The following is a 16608-nucleotide window of genomic DNA, read 5'->3' as shown; positions in this document are numbered from 1 at the left end:
CCGGCGCCCGCGGCACCGGCCACCCCGGCCGCCGCTCCGGCACCGGCCAAGGCCGCCGCGCCCGCTCCGGCCAAGCCCGCGGCCGCAGCGCCCGCCAAGCCCGCCGCCCAGGCCGCCCCCAAGGCGACCGAGGCCACCGAGGCTCCCGCCGGGCCCGAGTACGTGACGCTGCGCGGCCCCGCCGCCGCGGTCGCCAAGAACATGAACGCCTCGCTGGAGATGCCGACGGCCACGTCCGTCCGCGCCGTCCCGGTGAAGCTGCTGTTCGACAACCGCATCGTCATCAACAACCACCTCAAGCGCGCCCGGGGCGGGAAGGTCTCCTTCACCCACCTCATCGGCTACGCGATGGTGCAGGCGATCAAGGCCATGCCGTCGATGAACTACGCGTTCGTCGAGAAGGACGGCAAGCCGACCCTGGTCAAGCCGGAGCACGTGAACTTCGGTCTCGCCATCGACCTGGTGAAGCCCAACGGCGACCGCCAGCTCGTCGTCGCCGGCATCAAGAAGGCCGAGACGCTCAACTTCTTCGAGTTCTGGCAGGCGTACGAGGACATCGTCCGCCGCGCCCGCAACAACAAGCTGACGATGGACGACTTCACGGGCGTCACCGTCTCGCTGACCAACCCGGGCGGCCTCGGCACCGTGCACTCGGTGCCGCGTCTGATGCCCGGACAGTCGGTCATCATGGGCGTCGGCTCGATGGACTACCCGGCCGAGTTCCAGGGCACCTCCCAGGACACCCTGAACAAGCTGGGCATCTCGAAGGTGATGACGCTCACCTCGACGTACGACCACCGGGTCATCCAGGGCGCCGCCTCCGGCGAGTTCCTGCGCATCGTCGCCAACCTGCTGCTCGGCGACAGCGGCTTCTACGACGACATCTTCGAGGCGCTGCGCATCCCCTACGAGCCGGTCCGCTGGCTCAAGGACATCGACGCCTCGCACGACGACGACGTCACCAAGGCCGCCCGCGTCTTCGAGCTGATCCACTCCTACCGGGTCCGCGGCCACGTCATGGCCGACACCGACCCGCTGGAGTACCGCCAGCGCAAGCACCCCGACCTGGACATCACCGAGCACGGCCTCACCCTGTGGGACCTGGAGCGGGAGTTCGCGGTCGGCGGCTTCGCCGGCAAGACCCTGATGAAGCTGCGCGACGTCCTCGGCGTCCTGCGCGACTCGTACTGCCGCACCACCGGCATCGAGTTCATGCACATCCAGGACCCCAAGCAGCGCAAGTGGATCCAGGACCGCGTCGAGCGCTCGCACTCCAAGCCGGAGCGCGAGGAGCAGCTGCGCATCCTGCGCCGGCTGAATGCGGCCGAGGCGTTCGAGACGTTCCTGCAGACCAAGTACGTCGGCCAGAAGCGCTTCTCGCTTGAGGGCGGCGAGTCGGTCATCCCGCTGCTCGACGCCGTCATCGACAGCGCCGCCGAGTCGCGCCTGGACGAGGTCGTCATCGGCATGGCCCACCGCGGCCGCCTGAACGTGCTCGCCAACATCGTGGGCAAGTCGTACGCGCAGATCTTCCGCGAGTTCGAGGGCAACCTCGACCCGAAGTCGATGCACGGCTCCGGCGACGTGAAGTACCACCTGGGCGCGTCGGGCACCTTCACCGGTCTGGACGGCGAGCAGATCAAGGTCTCGCTCGTCGCGAACCCCTCGCACCTGGAGGCCGTCGACCCGGTCCTCGAAGGTGTCGCCCGCGCCAAGCAGGACGTCATCAACAAGGGCGGCACGGACTTCACGGTCCTGCCCGTCGCCCTGCACGGTGACGCGGCCTTCGCGGGACAGGGTGTCGTCGCCGAGACCCTGAACATGTCGCAGCTGCGCGGCTACCGCACCGGCGGCACGGTCCACATCGTCATCAACAACCAGGTCGGCTTCACCGCCGCCCCGGAGTCGTCGCGCTCCTCCATGTACGCCACCGACGTGGCCCGCATGATCGAGGCGCCGATCATCCACGTGAACGGCGACGACCCGGAGGCCGTGGTCCGCGTGGCCCGCCTGGCCTTCGAGTTCCGCCAGACGTTCAACAAGGACGTCGTGATCGACCTCATCTGCTACCGCCGCCGCGGTCACAACGAGGGCGACAACCCGCAGTTCACCAACCCGCAGATGTACAACCTGATCGACAAGAAGCGCTCGGTGCGCAAGCTGTACACCGAGTCGCTCATCGGTCGCGGCGACATCACCCTGGAAGAGGCCGAGCAGGCCCTCCAGGACTTCCAGGGCCAGCTGGAGAAGGTCTTCGCGGAGGTCCGCGAGGCCACCTCGGCGCCGGGCGAGATCCCCTCCTCGGACGCGCAGGCCCAGTTCCCGGTCGCGGTCTCCACGGCGGTCTCCCAGGAGGTCGTCAAGCGGATCGCCGAGTCGCAGGTGAACATCCCCGAGCGGATCACCGTGCACCCGCGTCTGATGCCGCAGATGCAGCGCCGCGCCGCCTCCGTCGAGGACGGCACGATCGACTGGGGCATGGGCGAGACCCTGGCCATCGGCTCGCTGCTCATGGAGGGCGTCCCGGTCCGGCTGTCCGGCCAGGACACCCGCCGCGGCACCTTCGGCCAGCGCCACGCGGTCCTGGTCGACCAGGTCACCGGCGAGGACTACACCCCGCTGATGTACCTGTCCGAGGACCAGGCGCGCTACAACGTCTACGACTCGCTGCTCTCCGAGTACGCGGCGATGGGCTTCGAGTACGGCTACTCGCTGGCCCGTCCCGAGTCCCTGGTGATGTGGGAGGCGCAGTTCGGCGACTTCGTCAACGGCGCCCAGACGGTCGTGGACGAGTTCATCTCCTCCGCCGAGCAGAAGTGGGGCCAGACCTCCGGCGTCACCCTGCTGCTGCCGCACGGCTACGAGGGCCAGGGCCCGGACCACTCGTCCGCCCGCCCGGAGCGCTTCCTCCAGATGTGCGCGCAGAACAACATGACGGTCGCGATGCCGACGCTGCCGTCGAACTACTTCCACCTGCTGCGCTGGCAGGTCCACAACCCGCACCACAAGCCGCTGATCGTCTTCACCCCGAAGTCGATGCTGCGTCTGAAGGCCGCGGCGTCGAAGGCCGAGGAGTTCACCAACGGCGGCTTCCGCCCGGTGATCGGCGACGAGCACGTGGACGCGAACGCGGTCCGCAAGGTCGTGTTCTGCGCGGGCAAGGTCTACTACGACCTGGCCGCCGAGCGCGACAAGCGCGGCGCCAACGACACGGCGATCATCCGCATCGAGCGCCTGTACCCGCTGCCGGGTGCCGAGCTCCAGGCGGAGATCGCCAAGTTCCCGAACGCCGAGAAGTACCTGTGGGCCCAGGAGGAGCCGGCGAACCAGGGTGCCTGGCCGTTCATCGCGCTCAACCTGATCGACCACCTGGACCTGGCCGTCGGCGCGGACGTGCCGCACGGCGAGCGCCTGCGCCGCATCTCGCGCCCGCACGGCTCGTCCCCGGCGGTCGGCTCGAAGAAGCGCCACGAGCAGGAGCAGGAGCAGCTGGTGAACGAGGTCTTCGAGGCGTAGTCGCTCCGCGAGGGGCGCGGTCACCGCGCCCCTTCGGCCCGCCGCGACGCACCGGACTCCGTACCGGCCGTAGGCACGCGAAGGGCCCGGCATCCCCACTGGTGGGATGCCGGGCCCTTCGGCGTACGAACTGCGCGACGGCCCCTGTGCTCGGCCTGCCGCCCTCAGGCCTCGTCGTCGCCCCCGGTCACGTCCTCCTCGCACGCGCCGCCTCCGGCCTGGGGCAGGCGTATGACCACGCTGCCGCTGGCCAGGTCTATCGGTCCGCGCCCGGGATCGGAGTCGCCGACCTCGTCGAGCGTGATCTCCTGACGACGGCGCTCCTCTTCCGTGTGCCGCCGCCCTGGTGCGAACAGCTCGTCGAGCCCACCGAACATCCGAAGCCACCTCCGTCAGCCGTCCCGTACCCACACAACGCCGCACGGCCCCCGTCATATCCCGATCATGGCCCCCAAATCCGTCCGGGAGGCCCCGCGGCCCGCCCCTGGGGCCACGAGTACCCCCCACACGTTCGGCGAAGCACCACCAGGGGGCGAGCCCTTGTAGGGGGTCGGGGGTGGCGGCGACCGCCGGATACGCTGAAGGGCGAACATTCGGTACGGCGTCCCAGGAGCATGTTGTGTACTTCACCGACCGCGGCATCGAGGAGCTGGAGAAGCGGCGGGGCGAGGAGGAGGTCACCTTCGAGTGGCTCGCCGAGCAGCTGCGCACCTTTGTCGACCTGAACCCGGACTTCGAGGTTCCGGTCGAGCGCCTCGCCACGTGGCTCGCGCGCCTCGACGACGAAGAGGACGACGACGAGTGAGCCGGACGAACCGTGGTCGTACGTGGTCCCCGGCGGACTCGGGCCCGCCGACCGCGGTTCCACCGACACCCATCGGTGGCATGAACGCGTAATACGCGTCAGCCGCCGGGCCGGGCGCGCATCCGGTCGTACGCGAGGCTCAGCGCCCCGTGGGCGATCAGGATCGCGCCCGCCGTCGTCCAGCCCCCGCTGCGCCGGCTCAGGCCCCAGGCCGCGAGCGGGAGGCCCGCGGCGAGTTGGGCGGCGCCCAGGAGGCGCGCCCTGGGGCCGCGCACCCAGGGGCCGAGCGGACTTTCCTCGACCGCGTCGAGCTCGGCGCGTACGGCATCGCGCCAGCCGGACCACTCGATCGTCTCGGCGCCCTGGGCCGCGGCCACCGAGCGCAGCCGGTCGGTCGGTTCACCCGGGGTGAGCCCGGTGGGCAGGGCCACGCCGGTGCGGGCCAGGATCGCGATCAGGCCGAGGAGCCGGGCCCGGGCGTCGGCCTCCACGTCGGGCCGGGTCAGCCCGTCGAGCGCCTCCACGTCGTGTACGGGGTCCAGGCCGAGCCGGGCCGCGAACGTGCGCATCGCCTCGTCCTCGCCGAGCGGGGTGCCGTCGGACAGCCAGATGTAGCCGACCGTGCGGCGGAAACCCGACGCCAGGGTGTAGCCAGCCCGGGCGTCGTCCCACCACAGCGCGATCGCGGGCCAGCCCGCCGCGACGGTCAGCGCCCCGGCCCAGCCCGCGAGCACCTGGTCCACCGGGTCGGTGCCGGTCAGCCAGGGTTTGGCGGCCGGGACCAGCACGCTCCAGCCGTCGCCCGCCGGGGCCAGCAGCATCGGCTCGCGCAGCAGGTGGGCGACCGGGCGGACCGCCGGGGGTTCGGCGCGGCAGAGGAGGAGGGCTCCGGGGGCGGCGGGAGGGGTGACGCGCATGATCCATACGCTAGGCCATTTCTGTCCCGATTTCGCCCTGTTGATACCTGCCACGACGCAGGGGCGCCCGGCGCAGGGACCGCCGCACGCGCTCCACCGCCGCGGCCGCTCCTTGACATTGCCCAAGCGCGATATATCGTGTCTAACGAGAGACGCGATATGTTGCGTCTCGCCGTACCCACTCCCAGCGCCCAGGAGGTCAGCACATGTCCGAGTCCACGTGGGCCGTGCCCGACTCGCGGAAGCTCACCTTCGACGATGCCGACGAGCCGGTGACCAAGCTCCAAGTGCGCGTCGTCAACGGAACAGTGAACGTGGTGGGGACCGAGGAAAGTTCCGCGCGCCTGGAGGTCTCCTCGGTCGAGGGGCCGCCGCTGATCGTGACGCGGGACGGGGCCACGCTCACCATCGGCTACGAGGACCTGCCCTGGCGCGGCTTCCTCAAATGGCTCGACCCCCAGGGCTGGAACCGCAGCGCGGTGGTCTCGCTCGCGGTACCGGCGGGCGCGGACGTCGAGGTCGGCATGGTCGGCGCGGGGGCGGTGGTCTCGGGGATCCGGGGGCGTACCGAGGTGCGCGGCGTCAGCGGCGACACCACCCTGGTCAAGCTCGCCGGGCCGGTCCGCGCCGAGAGCGTCACCGGGAACCTGGAGGCGCAGGCGGTCACCGGCGAGCTGCGCTTCAAGTCGGTCTCCGGCGACCTGACCGTCATCGAGGGGGCCGGGGGCCGCGTGGCGGCCGAGTCAGTGAGCGGCGACATGCTGCTCGACCTGGACCCCACGGCCAGGGCCACCGACATCCGGCTGACCACGGTCTCGGGCGAGGTCGCGATCCGGCTGCCGCACCCGGCCGACGCGCGGGTCGAGGCCAACACCGCCAGCGGGGCCGTCTCCAACGCCTTCGAGGACCTGCGGATCAGCGGGAATTGGGGCACGAAGAAGATCACCGGCACACTGGGGGCGGGCAACGGCACGCTCAGGGCGACCACGGTCTCCGGCTCGATCGCGCTCCTGCGCAGGCCCGCGGACGAGGAGCCCCCGTTCGAGGACGCACCTGGCGAAAACCCGCCTGCCGGTGACGCGGCTTCCGGGGGCCCGGCGCCCGAGGGTGCCTCCTCCCCCGCCGACGACCAGTCCGGCTCGGCCGGCTCGACCAAGAAGGTGCTCTGACATGCCCCCCGTCTTCGCCCACGGCCGCCTCCGCCTCTACCTCCTCAAGCTCCTCGACGAGGCGCCGCGCCACGGGTACGAGGTGATCCGCCTCCTCGAAGAGCGCTTCCAGGGGCTGTACGCGCCCAGCGCGGGCACCGTCTACCCGCGGCTCGCCAAGCTGGAGGCCGAGGGGCTCGTCACGCACACCACCGAGGGCGGCCGCAAGGTGTACTCGATCACCGACGCGGGCCGCGCGGAGTTGGCGGGCCGGGGCGGTGAACTCGCCGATCTGGAGCTGGAGATCCGCGAGTCCGTCTCCGAACTCGCCGCCGAGATCCGCGACGACGTACGCGGTGCGGCGGGCAGCCTCCGCGACGACATGCGCCGGGCGGCCCGCGAAGCGCGTACGGGGCAGGCGTCCGCGGCCGGGGCCCGGGGCGCCCGGAAGGGGTTCCCCGAGGCCTCCGACTTCTTCGACGGGGCCTGGGGCGACCGCGAGGCCTGGCAGCAGGCGAAGGACGAGTTCAAGCGGGCCAAGCAGGAGTGGAAGGAGCAGGCGCGGCGGGCGAAGGACGAGTCCCGCCGGGCCCGCGACGAGGCCCAGCAGGCCCGCCGCCAGGCCAAGGAGGCCCAGGAGAAGGCGCGCGAGGAGATGCAGCGGGTCGCCCGTGACGTGCAGCGCCAGGTGCAGGAGCACTTCGCCCGGGGCGACTGGCCGACGGGGGTGCGCGAGGGCCTCGCGGAGATCACCAAGGAGCTGGGCCGCTTCGGCTTCGGCCAGCCGCCCGCGCCCGCGCCCGAGACGGAGGTCGAGGTCGAGCGGGTGGACCTGGGCAAGCCGGAACCGGAGTGGGCGCGGGAGGAGCCGTCCGACAACCCCGCGCGCGACCTCGACCGCCTGCTCGACCGCTTCCGGGACGACATCCGGGACGCGGCCAGGGACCACGGCGTGACGGCCTCCCAACTCCAGGAGGTCCGCCGCCACTTGGCAACAGCGGCCACCCACATCGCCACAACCCTCCACCCCCCCAAACCCTGACCAACCCCGCCCCCGAAGGCGCCAGGGGACAGAGCATCTACAACCCGGCACCACCACACCCACCCAGGGGCGCGGGGAACTGCGCGACCAGCCACAGCGGACCCGCAGCGGAATCCGAACCCCCTGCGGAGCCGGGGAAGGCGGGGCCCAGCCCCGCCAACCCCGCGGCACGGGCGGGCGGGTGGGCAAAAGCCGCTCACGCCCCGAACAACACCCGCTCCACACCCCCATACGTCCCCCCGCACTCCGCGAGAACCTCCCCCACCACCCCCGGCATCGCGGTGAGCGCCAACAGCAGATGCTCGTCGCCGATGTACTTCTGCTTGCGGGCCACGGCCATCCTCAGCGACTCCTCCAGGACCTTCCTGGAGCCCTTCGTGAAGGAAGGGCGGCCCGAGGGCCACGCCCTGCCCGGCTCCGCGCCGGACAGCGCGCCCGGACCGTGGGCCTCCTCCGTGCGCGCGACGATCTCCTCGACGCTGATGCCGAGCCCCGCCAGCGCGTCCTCGTCCGCCTTGGACATGCCACCCCTGCGGCGCGCGGCGGCCAGCGCCTCGGTGACCTCGGCGCGCCGGTCGCTGACGCCGAGGGAGGCGAGCGCGAAGGCCGCCTTCGTACCCTCGCGGTCGAGGAGGGCGAGGAGCAGGTGCTCCTCGGTCACCACCGGGGACCCCGCACGCGTGGCGTGCTCGACCGCGCCGGTCACCACCCCACGGGCGTTCGCCGTGAATCGCTCGAACATCAAGTCCTCCCGTGCTTCTTGTGGACGGCCTGACGGCTCACCCCGAGCTCGGCGGCGATCTCCTGCCATGACCAGCCCTGGTTGCGGGCGCTTCGTACCTGTACGGATTCGAGCTGTTCCAGGAGCCGGCGCAACGCGGCGACGGCTCGCAGTCCGACCCTCGGGTCGCGGTCGCCGGCTCGTGCGGCGAGATCGGTTGCCTCGGTCATACCTGTCAACGTACATTGACACCAGAGTGGACGTCAACCCAAGTTGACACCCTTTCCCACAGAAAGGCCGCGGCCCGCGCAGTCGTCCACGCGAAACCGCGGCCACAGGCCACCGACCCCAGGTCAGAGGGTGGTCAGGACCACCTTGCCGAACAGGTCGCCCGACGCCACCTTCTCGAAGCCCTCGCGGGCCCGGTCCAGCGGGAGCACCTCGTCGATGACGGGGCGTACGCCCGTCGCCGAGCAGAACGCCAGCAGGTCCTCCAGCTCGTCCTTCGTGCCCATCGTCGATCCCACGACCTTGAGCTCCAGGAAGAAGATGCGGGTCAGCTCGGCGTGCACGGGGCGGTCGCCGCTGGTGGCGCCCGAGATGACCAGAGTGCCGCCGGGGCGCAGGGACTTGACCGAGTGGGACCAGGTCGCGGCGCCCACCGTCTCGATCACCGCGTCGACCCGCTGCGGCAGCCGCGCACCCGGCTCGAACGCGTCGACGGCGCCCAGCTCCACGGCCCGCTCGCGCTTGTGCTCGTCGCGGCTGGTGGCGAAGACCCGCAGGCCCGCCGCCTTGCCCAGCACGATCGCGGCGGTGGCCACGCCCCCGCCCGCGCCCTGCACCAGCACCGAATCCCCGGGCCGCACCCCGGCGTTGGTGAACAGCATCCGATACGCCGTGAGCCAGGCGGTCGGCATGCAGGCCGCCTCCGCGAAGCTCAGCTCCTTCGGCTTGGGCAGCACGTTCCAGGTGGGCACGGCGACCTGCTCGGCGAAGGTGCCCTGGTATTTCTCGGTGAGGATCGAGCGGCCCTCCGCGGGGCCGACGCCGTGACCGGTCTGGCCGATCACCGAGTGCAGGACCACCTCGTTGCCGTCCTGGTCGACCCCCGCCGCGTCGCAGCCGAGGATCATCGGCAGCTTGTCCTCGGTGAGCCCGACGCCGCGCAGCGACCAGACGTCGTGGTGGTTGAGGGAGGCGGCCCGTACGTCGACGAGGGTCCAGCCGGGGCGTACCTCGGGGGCCGGTCGCTCCCCCAACTCAAGGCCGCTGAGCGGCTGGTCACGGTCGATGCGGGCGGCGTAGGCGGCGAACATGGCCCTGACGATAGGGCGCGCGGCCCGGCCGCCGGAACCTCCCACGGCTGTGACGCCCCGCACGCCGCGAGAACGGCGAAAGCCGTGCCGGGCGCCCCCGGAGGAGGGCCCGGCACGGCTCCGCGGGCGCATGCCCGGAACGTGCCTACCGGCGCGCCACGCCCTCGGCGCGCGCGGCCGCCGCCACCGCGGCCGTGACGGCCGGGGCGACCCGCTCGTCGAACGGCGACGGGATGACGTAGTCGGCGGCGAGCTGGTCGCCCACGACGTCGGCCAGCGCGTTCGCCGCGGCGATCTTCATGCCCTCGGTGATCCGGGAGGCCCGGACCTGGAGGGCGCCCGCGAAGATGCCGGGGAAGGCGAGCACGTTGTTGATCTGGTTCGGGTAGTCCGAGCGGCCGGTGGCCACCACCGACGCGTACTTGTGCGCGATGTCGGGGTGCACCTCGGGGTTCGGGTTGGCCATCGCGAAGACGAAGGCGCCCGGCGCCATGGAGGCGACCGCGGGCTCGGGGACCGTACCGCCGGAGACGCCGATGAACACGTCGGCGCCCGCGAGCGCGGTCTCCAGGGAGCCGGTCAGGCCCGCCTTGTTGGTGAGCTCGGCGAGCTCGCGCTTGACGTCCGTCAGGTCCGTCCGGTCGCTGCTCACGATGCCCTTGCGGTCCGCGACCGCCACATCGCCCAGGCCCGCTTCGAGCAGGAACTTGGCGATGGCGACACCGGCCGCACCGGCCCCGGAGATCACCGCGCGCAGGTCGCCGAGCGTGCGCCCGGTGAGCTTGGCGGCGTTGCGCAGGGCGGCCAGGGTGACCACGGCCGTGCCGTGCTGGTCGTCGTGGAAGACGGGGATGTCCAGGGCCTCCTGGAGCCGGCGCTCGATCTCGAAGCAGCGGGGGGCGGAGATGTCCTCCAGGTTCACCCCGCCGAAGGACGGGGCGAGCCGGACGACCGTCTCGATGATCTCGTCCGTGTCGGTGGTGGCGAGCGCGATCGGAACCGCGTCGACGCCGCCGAACTGCTTGAAGAGGATCGCCTTGCCCTCCATGACCGGGAGGGACGCCTCCGGGCCGATGTCACCGAGGCCGAGCACCGCGGTACCGTCCGTCACGACGGCGACCACCTGCGACTTCCAGGTGTAGTCGTGGACCAGCTCCGGGTTCTCCGCGATCGCGCTGCACACCTTGGCGACACCGGGTGTGTACGCGAGGGACAGGTCGTCCTTGTCGCGGATCGGCACGGTGGCCTGCACGGCCATCTTGCCGCCGCGGTGGAGCGCGAAGGCCGGGTCGAAGGGCTCGTCAGAACCCTCCGTGCTGCTGTCGCTGCGAGGATTGACGATCTCCGCTGCCATTGTGTTGACCCCTTAAGTCTTCATCAGTTGAGGGTGGCCACTCCTTGTTGAGGAGGGGTGGGCGGACCCGCGTACGTGCCCCGCTGAGGGCGGTTGGCCCGCCCCGCGGGGAGGAGGTACGTACGCGCGGGCGCGCCGCACACGCGCCCTGAGCCCCGGATGAGGGGTGTAAGGATCCTTCTTACCGGACAAAGACGTCCGCCGACGAGTCCATATTGGCCCAGCGTGGACACCCCGTCGCAAGCGGCCTCCGTACCGTGACACGACTCCTGGTGCGATGTCACGACAAGTCGCTCATGCGGCATGAAACGCGTCCACAACGCGAGATGAACCGGAGGATCTGCGGCCCTCGCGGACGCTGCCCGCACATGGTCCGGCCAGTCGGCCCTTGGCGTACGGGCCTGTTGGGGTTCGGGGGGTGACCCGTTATCCGATTTTGACATGGCTGCGACCCTGATTTCCGGGGTCCGAATGGCAAGATGCGACTTCACACGCGGTTCACACCGCGGTCGCGACACCCGAGGATGCGTGCACGACCACCGCCCAGGACCTGTGCGTCGTCGATTCGTACGCACTCCATGGCCACTCCACTCAACATCTGCCGGAGGAACCCGACCATGACCGCAAGCACCACCCGCCGTACGACCGCCTCCAAGTCCCGGATTGCCGCGGTCGGCGCGATCGCGGTCGCGGGCGCCCTGCTGGTCACCGGCTGCGGTGACCAGACGAAGAAGGGCTCGGCCCCCGAGTCCTCGGGCGGGGCCTCGAAGTCCGCCCCGCTCTTCTCCAAGCTGCCCGCGAACATCCAGAAGGCCGGCGTCATCAAGGTCGGGACGGACGCCACCTACGCTCCCATGGAGTTCAAGCAGGGCGAGAGCATCGTCGGCATCGACCCCGACATCGCCGCCGCCCTGGGCAAGCAGCTCGGCGTGAAGTTCGAGTTCACCAGCGGCACCTTCGACACCCTGCTCGGTGCGCTGCCGACCGGCCGCTACGACGCGGTCATGTCCTCGGTGAGCGACACGAAGGCCCGCCAGGAGGGCCTCGACAAGGACGGCAAGAAGACCGGTACGGGCGTCGACTTCGTCGACTACTACACCGCGAGCACCGGCATCCTGGTCAAGAAGGGCAACCCGGAGGGCATCAAGTCCACCGACGACCTGTGCGGCAAGAAGATCGCCGTGCAGCGCGGCACCACCTACGAGCAGGCCGCCAAGGACCTCGCCGCCAAGTGCAAGTCGGGCGGCAAGGGCGAGCTGACCTTCGAGGCGTTCGCCACCGACGCCGAGGCGCAGACCCGCGTCAAGGCCGGCGGCGCGGTCGCCGACCTCAACGACTCCCCGGTCGCCGCGTACATCGCGAAGACCGCGGGCGGCGGCGCCGACTTCGAGTCGGTCGCCAACCCCTCGGACGCGGGCCCGTTCGGCATCGCGGTGGACAAGAAGAACTCCCAGCTGCGCGACGCCCTGTCCCAGGCGCTGGACGCGATCATCAAGGACGGTACGTACAAGGCGGCCATCGACAAGTGGGGCGGCGCGCAGGGCGCCGTCACCAAGGCAGCCATCAACGGCGGCTCCTGACCCCCGCACCACTGAAGGGCAGTCGCTGTGACTGACAAGCTCGACAAGACCCCCTCCGGTCCGGCGGACGCCGCCCCGGAGCAGGTCCCCCCGGACATCATCCGTGCCATCCCGGTCCGCCACTACGGCCGCTGGGTCAGTGCCGTCCTCGTCGTCGCCGTGCTCGGCGCCCTCGGGTACGCGTTCGCCCAGGGCAATGTGCGCTGGGCGACCGTCACGGACAAGCTGTTCGACTCCAGCATCCTGACCGGCCTGTGGCACACCGTGCTCATCAGCGTCGTCTCCATGGCCGTGGGCCTGGTGCTCGGTGTGCTGTTCGCCGTGATGCGGCTCTCGAAGAACCCGGTGACCAGCTCCGTCGCCTGGCTGTACATCTGGTTCTTCCGCGGCACCCCGGTCTATGTGCAGCTGCTGATCTGGTTCAACCTGGCGCTGATCTTCCCGATCCTGAACCTCGGGTTCTACAAGGACTACATGACCGCGGTCATGACGCCGTTCCTCGCGGCCCTCCTCGGCCTCGGCCTGAACGAGGGCGCGTACATGGCGGAGATCGTCCGGGCCGGCATCCAGTCGGTGGACGAGGGCCAGACCGAGGCCGCGCACGCGCTCGGCATGACCCAGACGCAGACCATGCGCCGCGTGGTGCTCCCCCAGTCGATGCGGGTGATCATCCCGCCGACGGGCAACGAGTTCATCAACATGCTGAAGACCTCGTCGCTGGTCGTCGCGGTCCAGTACCAGGACCTGCTGCGCAGCGCCCAGGACGTCGCCGCGACCTCGTTCGCGGTGATGGAGATGCTCTTCCTGGCCTCGCTCTGGTACCTGGCCCTGACCAGTGTGTTCAGCGTCGGCCAGTACTACCTGGAGCGCCGTTTCGCACGAGGTTCGCTGCGCGCCCTGCCGCCCACGCCGCTGGAGCGCATCAAGTCGAACCTGCTCTCCCTCTCCCAGTGGCGGCGGTGACCCCATGACTGCACAACCGATGGTCAAGGCGGAGGGCGTCCACAAGTCGTTCGGCCCCGCCCACATCCTCAAGGGCATCGACCTGGAGGTGGCCGAGGGCGAGGTGTTCTGCCTGATCGGCCCGTCCGGCTCCGGCAAGTCGACCTTCCTTCGCTGCATCAACCACCTGGAGCAGATCAACGCCGGGCGTCTCTACGTCGACGGCGACCTGGTCGGGTACCGGCAGAAGGGGGACAAGCTGTACGAGCTCAAGGACAGCGAAGTCGCCCTGAAGCGCCGGGACATCGGCATGGTCTTCCAGCGCTTCAACCTGTTCCCGCACATGACGGCCGTGGAGAACGTCATGGAGGCGCCGGTCCAGGTCAAGCGGGAGCCGAAGGCGGTGGCCCGCGAGCGGGCGCTGAAGCTGCTCGACCGGGTCGGCCTGGCCGACAAGGCGGGCAACTACCCCTCGCAGCTCTCCGGCGGCCAGCAGCAGCGCGTGGCGATCGCCCGGGCGCTGGCGATGCAGCCGAAGCTGATGCTCTTCGACGAGCCGACCTCGGCGCTCGACCCCGAGCTGGTGGGTGACGTCCTGGACGTCATGCGGGGCCTCGCCGAGGACGGCATGACGATGATCGTGGTCACCCACGAGATGGGCTTCGCGCGCGAGGTCGGCGACTCGCTGGTCTTCATGGACGACGGCGTGGTGGTCGAAGCGGGCAACCCGCGCGATGTTCTGACGAACCCTCAGCACGACCGGACGAAGTCGTTCCTGTCGAAGGTGCTGTAACTCGCGGTGCGCGAAAAGGGGGGTTACGAGCAAGAGCCCGTAACCCCCCTTCCCCATGCGCTACTTGAGGGCGAGCAGCAGGGTGTCCGAGGGCGAGGCCCACACCGGGCGGGCCTCGGCGAGCCCGGCCGCGCGCAGGGTGTCGGCGTGCCAGGCGGCCGAGGGCATGTCGCCGTCGGCGTGCTCGCCGTAGATCTCGTACCGCCGGGCCGTCGGCTCCGCGAGCACCGGGTCCGCGGCGGCGAGCTCCCACCAGTCGGCCCAGTCGAGCGTGCCCTGCGCCTTGGCCCGGTCCATCCGCCGGTGCCGCTGGGCGCGCTCGGCGGCGTTGATGCGCGGGGTGGCGGGGTCGATCATGTGGTCGGCGTTCATGAACACGCCGCCGTCGCGGACGAGCCCGGCGACCTGTCCGTAGAGCGCGGTGAGCGGCCCGCTGTGCAGCCAGTGGAGGGCGGTCGCGGTGAGGACCGCGTCGTAGGAGTCGTACGGCAGCGCCTCGACCCAGTGCGGGTCCTTGAGGTCGGCGGTCACGAAGGTGACGCGCCCGTCCCCGGCGAAGGTGCCCCGGGCGATGGCGAGGAGGGCCGGGTCCAGGTCCACGCCCGTGCTGACCGCGTCCGGGAACCTCCTGAGGAGCCTGTCCGTAATACTCCCCGTACCGCACGCGAGGTCGAGCACGCGCGGTGCGGGACCGACGCAGGCCTCGACCATGTCGAGCATGACCCGGAAGCGCTCCTCGCGGTCCGGCATGTACCACTCCTGCTGCCGGTCCCAGCTGTCCTGCCAGCCCCGCCAGTCGGTGCTCTCGCCCGCCCCAGTGACCGTCTCCGACACAGGAATCCCTCCTTGGAAGCCACTCTGTAATACCCTCGATGGGTACCCAGCCGTTACCTGGAACACTCCAGACCCTAGACCGCCGCCGTAAGGACTACAAGTGGAACTGGCCTATTACTCGGACTACGCCGTGCGCCTGGTCAACACCGAGGAGCCGGCCCGCAACAAGGACGCGCTCACGTCGGTGGAGACGGTCCGTGAGCTGTTCGGCGGGAACCAGTCGGCGGCCCGCCGGGCGACGGACGCGGACGTGACGCGTTTCCGGTCGGTACGGGCCCGGCTGCGCGCGGTCTTCGAGGCGGCGGACCGGGGCGAGGAGGTCCAGGCGGTCGACCTGCTGAACTCGCTGCTCCTGGAGTTCCCCGTCAGCCCCCAGGTGTCGGGCCACGAACACCGCGACGAGGACGGCCGTCCCCTGTGGCACATGCACCTGGCCGACCACCCCTCGAACGCGACGGCGGGCTACGCGGCGATCGCCTCCATGGGCCTGGCCTTCCACCTCACGGAGTACGGCGTCGACCGGCTCGGCCTGTGCCAGGCCGTGCCCTGCCGCAACGCCTACCTGGACACCTCGACCAACCGCTCGCGCCGCTACTGCTCGGACCGGTGCGCGACCCGCGCCAACGTGGCCGCCTACCGGGCCCGCAAGCGCCTGGAGACCGAGCGGTCGGAGAGCACCGGCCGCACCGACGAGAGCATCCAGGACGCCAAGTAGCCGACGGAACGCCGGCGCCCGGCCGTCATCGGCCGGTACCGCCCGCGCACCCGGCCGAGCACGAGGTCGACCGGCACGGCGCCGAAGGCGCGGCTGTCCACGACCTCGTCGTCGGTGTTGTCGCCGAGCACCCACCAGCCGCTCTCGCGCAGCTCCATGAGCCGTTTGACGATGAGCAGGTCCTGCTGCAACGGGTGCCGCAGCACGGCCACGTCACCGGCCCTCAACTCCGCCCCGTAGTGCACGAGCAGCTGGTCCCCGTGCAACAGCGTGGGAACCATCGAGGTCCCCAGGACCTCGGCGATCCCCAACGGCACCCTCGGCTCCCGCCCCTCGTCCGTCATACGTCACCCACCTCCCGGCCACCGGCACCCCGCCGCCACACCCACGGTACGTTCCGCCACGAGTCCCGGGGTGACCCTGGACTTTTGGCCTAAGCCCATGGGGGCACCCGCGAAATCCCGTCTCTCACCGAGTAATGTCCCACCTGAGAAGACGATCACGAGGAAGGACAGCTCAATGCTTTCCCGCCTGTTTGCCCCCAAGGTGAAGGTCAGCGCGCACTGCGACCTGCCCTGCGGTGTGTACGACCCGGCCCAGGCCCGCATCGAGGCGGAGTCGGTCAAGGCCGTGCAGGAGAAGTTCCAGGCCAACGAGGACCCGCACTTCCGTGCGCGTGCCGTGGTCATCAAGGAGCAGCGCGCGGAGCTCGCGAAGCACCACGTCTCCGTGCTGTGGAGCGACTACTTCAAGCCCCCGCACTTCGAGAAGTACCCCCAGCTCCACCAGCTGGTCAACGACACCCTGAAGGCCCTCTCGGCCGCCAAGGCGTCGACCGACCCCAAGACCGGCGAGAAGGCGCTCGAACTCATCGCCGAGATCGACCGCATCTTCTGGGAGACCAAGAAGGCTTGATCTAAGG

Annotated in this window: 17 protein-coding genes; 9 read left to right on the top strand and 8 right to left on the bottom strand. The window is 70.6% G+C overall.

The annotated features are described in order from the left end of the window. Positions 1–3516 (top strand): multifunctional oxoglutarate decarboxylase/oxoglutarate dehydrogenase thiamine pyrophosphate-binding subunit/dihydrolipoyllysine-residue succinyltransferase subunit (locus tag DT019_RS37610; protein ID WP_114041494.1); only part of this gene is annotated, 3516 nt, incomplete at its 5' end. Between the two features lie 164 nt (positions 3517–3680). Here DT019_RS37610 and DT019_RS37605 read toward each other — a convergent pair. Then, a complete protein-coding gene (locus DT019_RS37605) occupies positions 3681–3893 on the bottom strand; it encodes a DUF6191 domain-containing protein (RefSeq protein WP_114041493.1) in 213 nt (70 codons plus the stop codon). 242 nt (positions 3894–4135) lie between these two features. Here DT019_RS37605 and DT019_RS37600 point away from each other — a divergent pair, with 242 nt between their 5' ends. Next, positions 4136–4321: a DUF6104 family protein gene (locus DT019_RS37600; RefSeq protein ID WP_114041492.1), complete on the top strand. Its 186-nt coding sequence runs from the start codon at positions 4136–4138 to the stop codon at positions 4319–4321. A 98-nt stretch (positions 4322–4419) separates the two neighbouring features. Here the strand turns inward: DT019_RS37600 and DT019_RS37595 are convergent, their stop codons facing one another. Continuing rightward, a complete protein-coding gene (locus tag DT019_RS37595) occupies positions 4420–5238 on the bottom strand; it encodes a hypothetical protein (RefSeq protein ID WP_114041491.1) in 819 nt (272 codons plus the stop codon). 206 nt (positions 5239–5444) lie between these two features. Between DT019_RS37595 and DT019_RS37590 the strand changes: the two genes are divergently transcribed. Continuing rightward, on the top strand, positions 5445–6407 hold the full coding sequence (locus tag DT019_RS37590; protein ID WP_114041490.1) for a DUF4097 family beta strand repeat-containing protein: 963 nt from the start codon (positions 5445–5447) through the stop codon (positions 6405–6407). A gap of 1 nt (position 6408) precedes the next feature. Continuing rightward, positions 6409–7428, top strand: coding sequence for a PadR family transcriptional regulator (locus DT019_RS37585; RefSeq protein WP_114041489.1), 1020 nt, complete (start codon positions 6409–6411; stop codon positions 7426–7428). Positions 7429–7624: 196 nt separating this feature from the next. Here the strand turns inward: DT019_RS37585 and DT019_RS37580 are convergent, their stop codons facing one another. From DT019_RS37580 to DT019_RS37565, 4 genes are all read right to left on the bottom strand, one after another. Then, positions 7625–8170 (bottom strand): Clp protease N-terminal domain-containing protein, encoded by a 546-nt coding sequence (locus tag DT019_RS37580; protein ID WP_114041488.1) that lies wholly within the window; start codon positions 8168–8170, stop codon positions 7625–7627. After that, positions 8170–8379 carry a helix-turn-helix domain-containing protein gene (locus DT019_RS37575; protein ID WP_100579604.1) on the bottom strand — a complete coding sequence of 70 codons (210 nt, stop codon included), beginning with the start codon at positions 8377–8379 and terminating at the stop codon, positions 8170–8172. Before DT019_RS37575 ends, DT019_RS37580 begins: the two co-directional genes overlap by 1 nt. A gap of 123 nt (positions 8380–8502) precedes the next feature. Next, positions 8503–9468, bottom strand: coding sequence for a zinc-binding dehydrogenase (locus DT019_RS37570; RefSeq protein WP_114041487.1), 966 nt, complete (start codon positions 9466–9468; stop codon positions 8503–8505). Between the two features lie 145 nt (positions 9469–9613). Further along, positions 9614–10822, bottom strand: coding sequence for an NADP-dependent malic enzyme (locus tag DT019_RS37565; RefSeq protein ID WP_114041486.1), 1209 nt, complete (start codon positions 10820–10822; stop codon positions 9614–9616). A gap of 617 nt (positions 10823–11439) precedes the next feature. Between DT019_RS37565 and DT019_RS37560 the strand changes: the two genes are divergently transcribed. From DT019_RS37560 to DT019_RS37550, 3 genes are read left to right on the top strand one after another with little or no spacing between them, the layout of a single operon-like run. Further along, positions 11440–12402 (top strand): ABC transporter substrate-binding protein, encoded by a 963-nt coding sequence (locus tag DT019_RS37560; RefSeq protein ID WP_114041485.1) that lies wholly within the window; start codon positions 11440–11442, stop codon positions 12400–12402. 27 nt (positions 12403–12429) lie between these two features. After that, the gene (locus DT019_RS37555) at positions 12430–13365 is read left to right on the top strand and encodes an amino acid ABC transporter permease (RefSeq protein ID WP_114041484.1); all 936 of its coding nucleotides are present in this window, start codon (positions 12430–12432) and stop codon (positions 13363–13365) included. Positions 13366–13369: 4 nt separating this feature from the next. After that, positions 13370–14137, top strand: a complete 768-nt coding sequence (locus DT019_RS37550; protein ID WP_114041483.1) for an amino acid ABC transporter ATP-binding protein — start codon at positions 13370–13372, stop codon at positions 14135–14137. Positions 14138–14197: 60 nt separating this feature from the next. Here DT019_RS37550 and DT019_RS37545 read toward each other — a convergent pair whose 3' ends face one another. Next, on the bottom strand, positions 14198–14887 hold the full coding sequence (locus DT019_RS37545; protein WP_114041497.1) for a class I SAM-dependent methyltransferase: 690 nt from the start codon (positions 14885–14887) through the stop codon (positions 14198–14200). A 184-nt stretch (positions 14888–15071) separates the two neighbouring features. On the opposite strand from DT019_RS37545, the gene DT019_RS37540 reads away from it, so the two are divergent. Further along, positions 15072–15686 carry a CGNR zinc finger domain-containing protein gene (locus tag DT019_RS37540; RefSeq protein ID WP_114041482.1) on the top strand — a complete coding sequence of 205 codons (615 nt, stop codon included), beginning with the start codon at positions 15072–15074 and terminating at the stop codon, positions 15684–15686. Here DT019_RS37540 and sodX read toward each other — a convergent pair. Continuing rightward, positions 15605–16030 carry a nickel-type superoxide dismutase maturation protease gene (gene sodX, locus DT019_RS37535; RefSeq protein ID WP_114041481.1) on the bottom strand — a complete coding sequence of 142 codons (426 nt, stop codon included), beginning with the start codon at positions 16028–16030 and terminating at the stop codon, positions 15605–15607. The genes DT019_RS37540 and sodX overlap by 82 nt on opposite strands. Before the next feature lie 175 nt (positions 16031–16205). Between sodX and sodN the strand changes: the two genes are divergently transcribed. Further along, the gene (gene sodN, locus DT019_RS37530; RefSeq protein ID WP_067163856.1) at positions 16206–16601 is read left to right on the top strand and encodes a superoxide dismutase, Ni; all 396 of its coding nucleotides are present in this window, start codon (positions 16206–16208) and stop codon (positions 16599–16601) included. Positions 16602–16608: the final 7 nt, after the last annotated feature.

The organism is Streptomyces sp. SDr-06, assembly GCF_003324565.1.
GTDB lineage: Bacteria > Actinomycetota > Actinomycetes > Streptomycetales > Streptomycetaceae > Streptomyces.
This window is presented reverse-complemented; position numbering and strand designations above follow the sequence as displayed.

Bases quoted from the DNA above. Each gene is read 5' to 3' on its own strand.
- DT019_RS37575 (WP_100579604.1), bottom strand. From the start codon at position 8,379: ATGACCGAGGCAACCGATCTCGCCGCACGAGCCGGCGACCGCGACCCG.
- DT019_RS37580 (WP_114041488.1), bottom strand. From the start codon at position 8,170: ATGTTCGAGCGATTCACGGCGAACGCCCGTGGGGTGGTGACCGGCGCG.
- DT019_RS37560 (WP_114041485.1), top strand. From the start codon at position 11,440: ATGACCGCAAGCACCACCCGCCGTACGACCGCCTCCAAGTCCCGGATT.
- DT019_RS37550 (WP_114041483.1), top strand. From the start codon at position 13,370: ATGACTGCACAACCGATGGTCAAGGCGGAGGGCGTCCACAAGTCGTTC.
- DT019_RS37545 (WP_114041497.1), bottom strand. From the start codon at position 14,887: ATGCCGGACCGCGAGGAGCGCTTCCGGGTCATGCTCGACATGGTCGAG.
- DT019_RS37590 (WP_114041490.1), top strand. From the start codon at position 5,445: ATGTCCGAGTCCACGTGGGCCGTGCCCGACTCGCGGAAGCTCACCTTC.
- DT019_RS37595 (WP_114041491.1), bottom strand. From the start codon at position 5,238: ATGCGCGTCACCCCTCCCGCCGCCCCCGGAGCCCTCCTCCTCTGCCGC.
- DT019_RS37565 (WP_114041486.1), bottom strand. From the start codon at position 10,822: ATGGCAGCGGAGATCGTCAATCCTCGCAGCGACAGCAGCACGGAGGGT.
- DT019_RS37605 (WP_114041493.1), bottom strand. From the start codon at position 3,893: ATGTTCGGTGGGCTCGACGAGCTGTTCGCACCAGGGCGGCGGCACACG.
- sodN (WP_067163856.1), top strand. From the start codon at position 16,206: ATGCTTTCCCGCCTGTTTGCCCCCAAGGTGAAGGTCAGCGCGCACTGC.
- DT019_RS37585 (WP_114041489.1), top strand. From the start codon at position 6,409: ATGCCCCCCGTCTTCGCCCACGGCCGCCTCCGCCTCTACCTCCTCAAG.
- sodX (WP_114041481.1), bottom strand. From the start codon at position 16,030: ATGACGGACGAGGGGCGGGAGCCGAGGGTGCCGTTGGGGATCGCCGAG.
- DT019_RS37570 (WP_114041487.1), bottom strand. From the start codon at position 9,468: ATGTTCGCCGCCTACGCCGCCCGCATCGACCGTGACCAGCCGCTCAGC.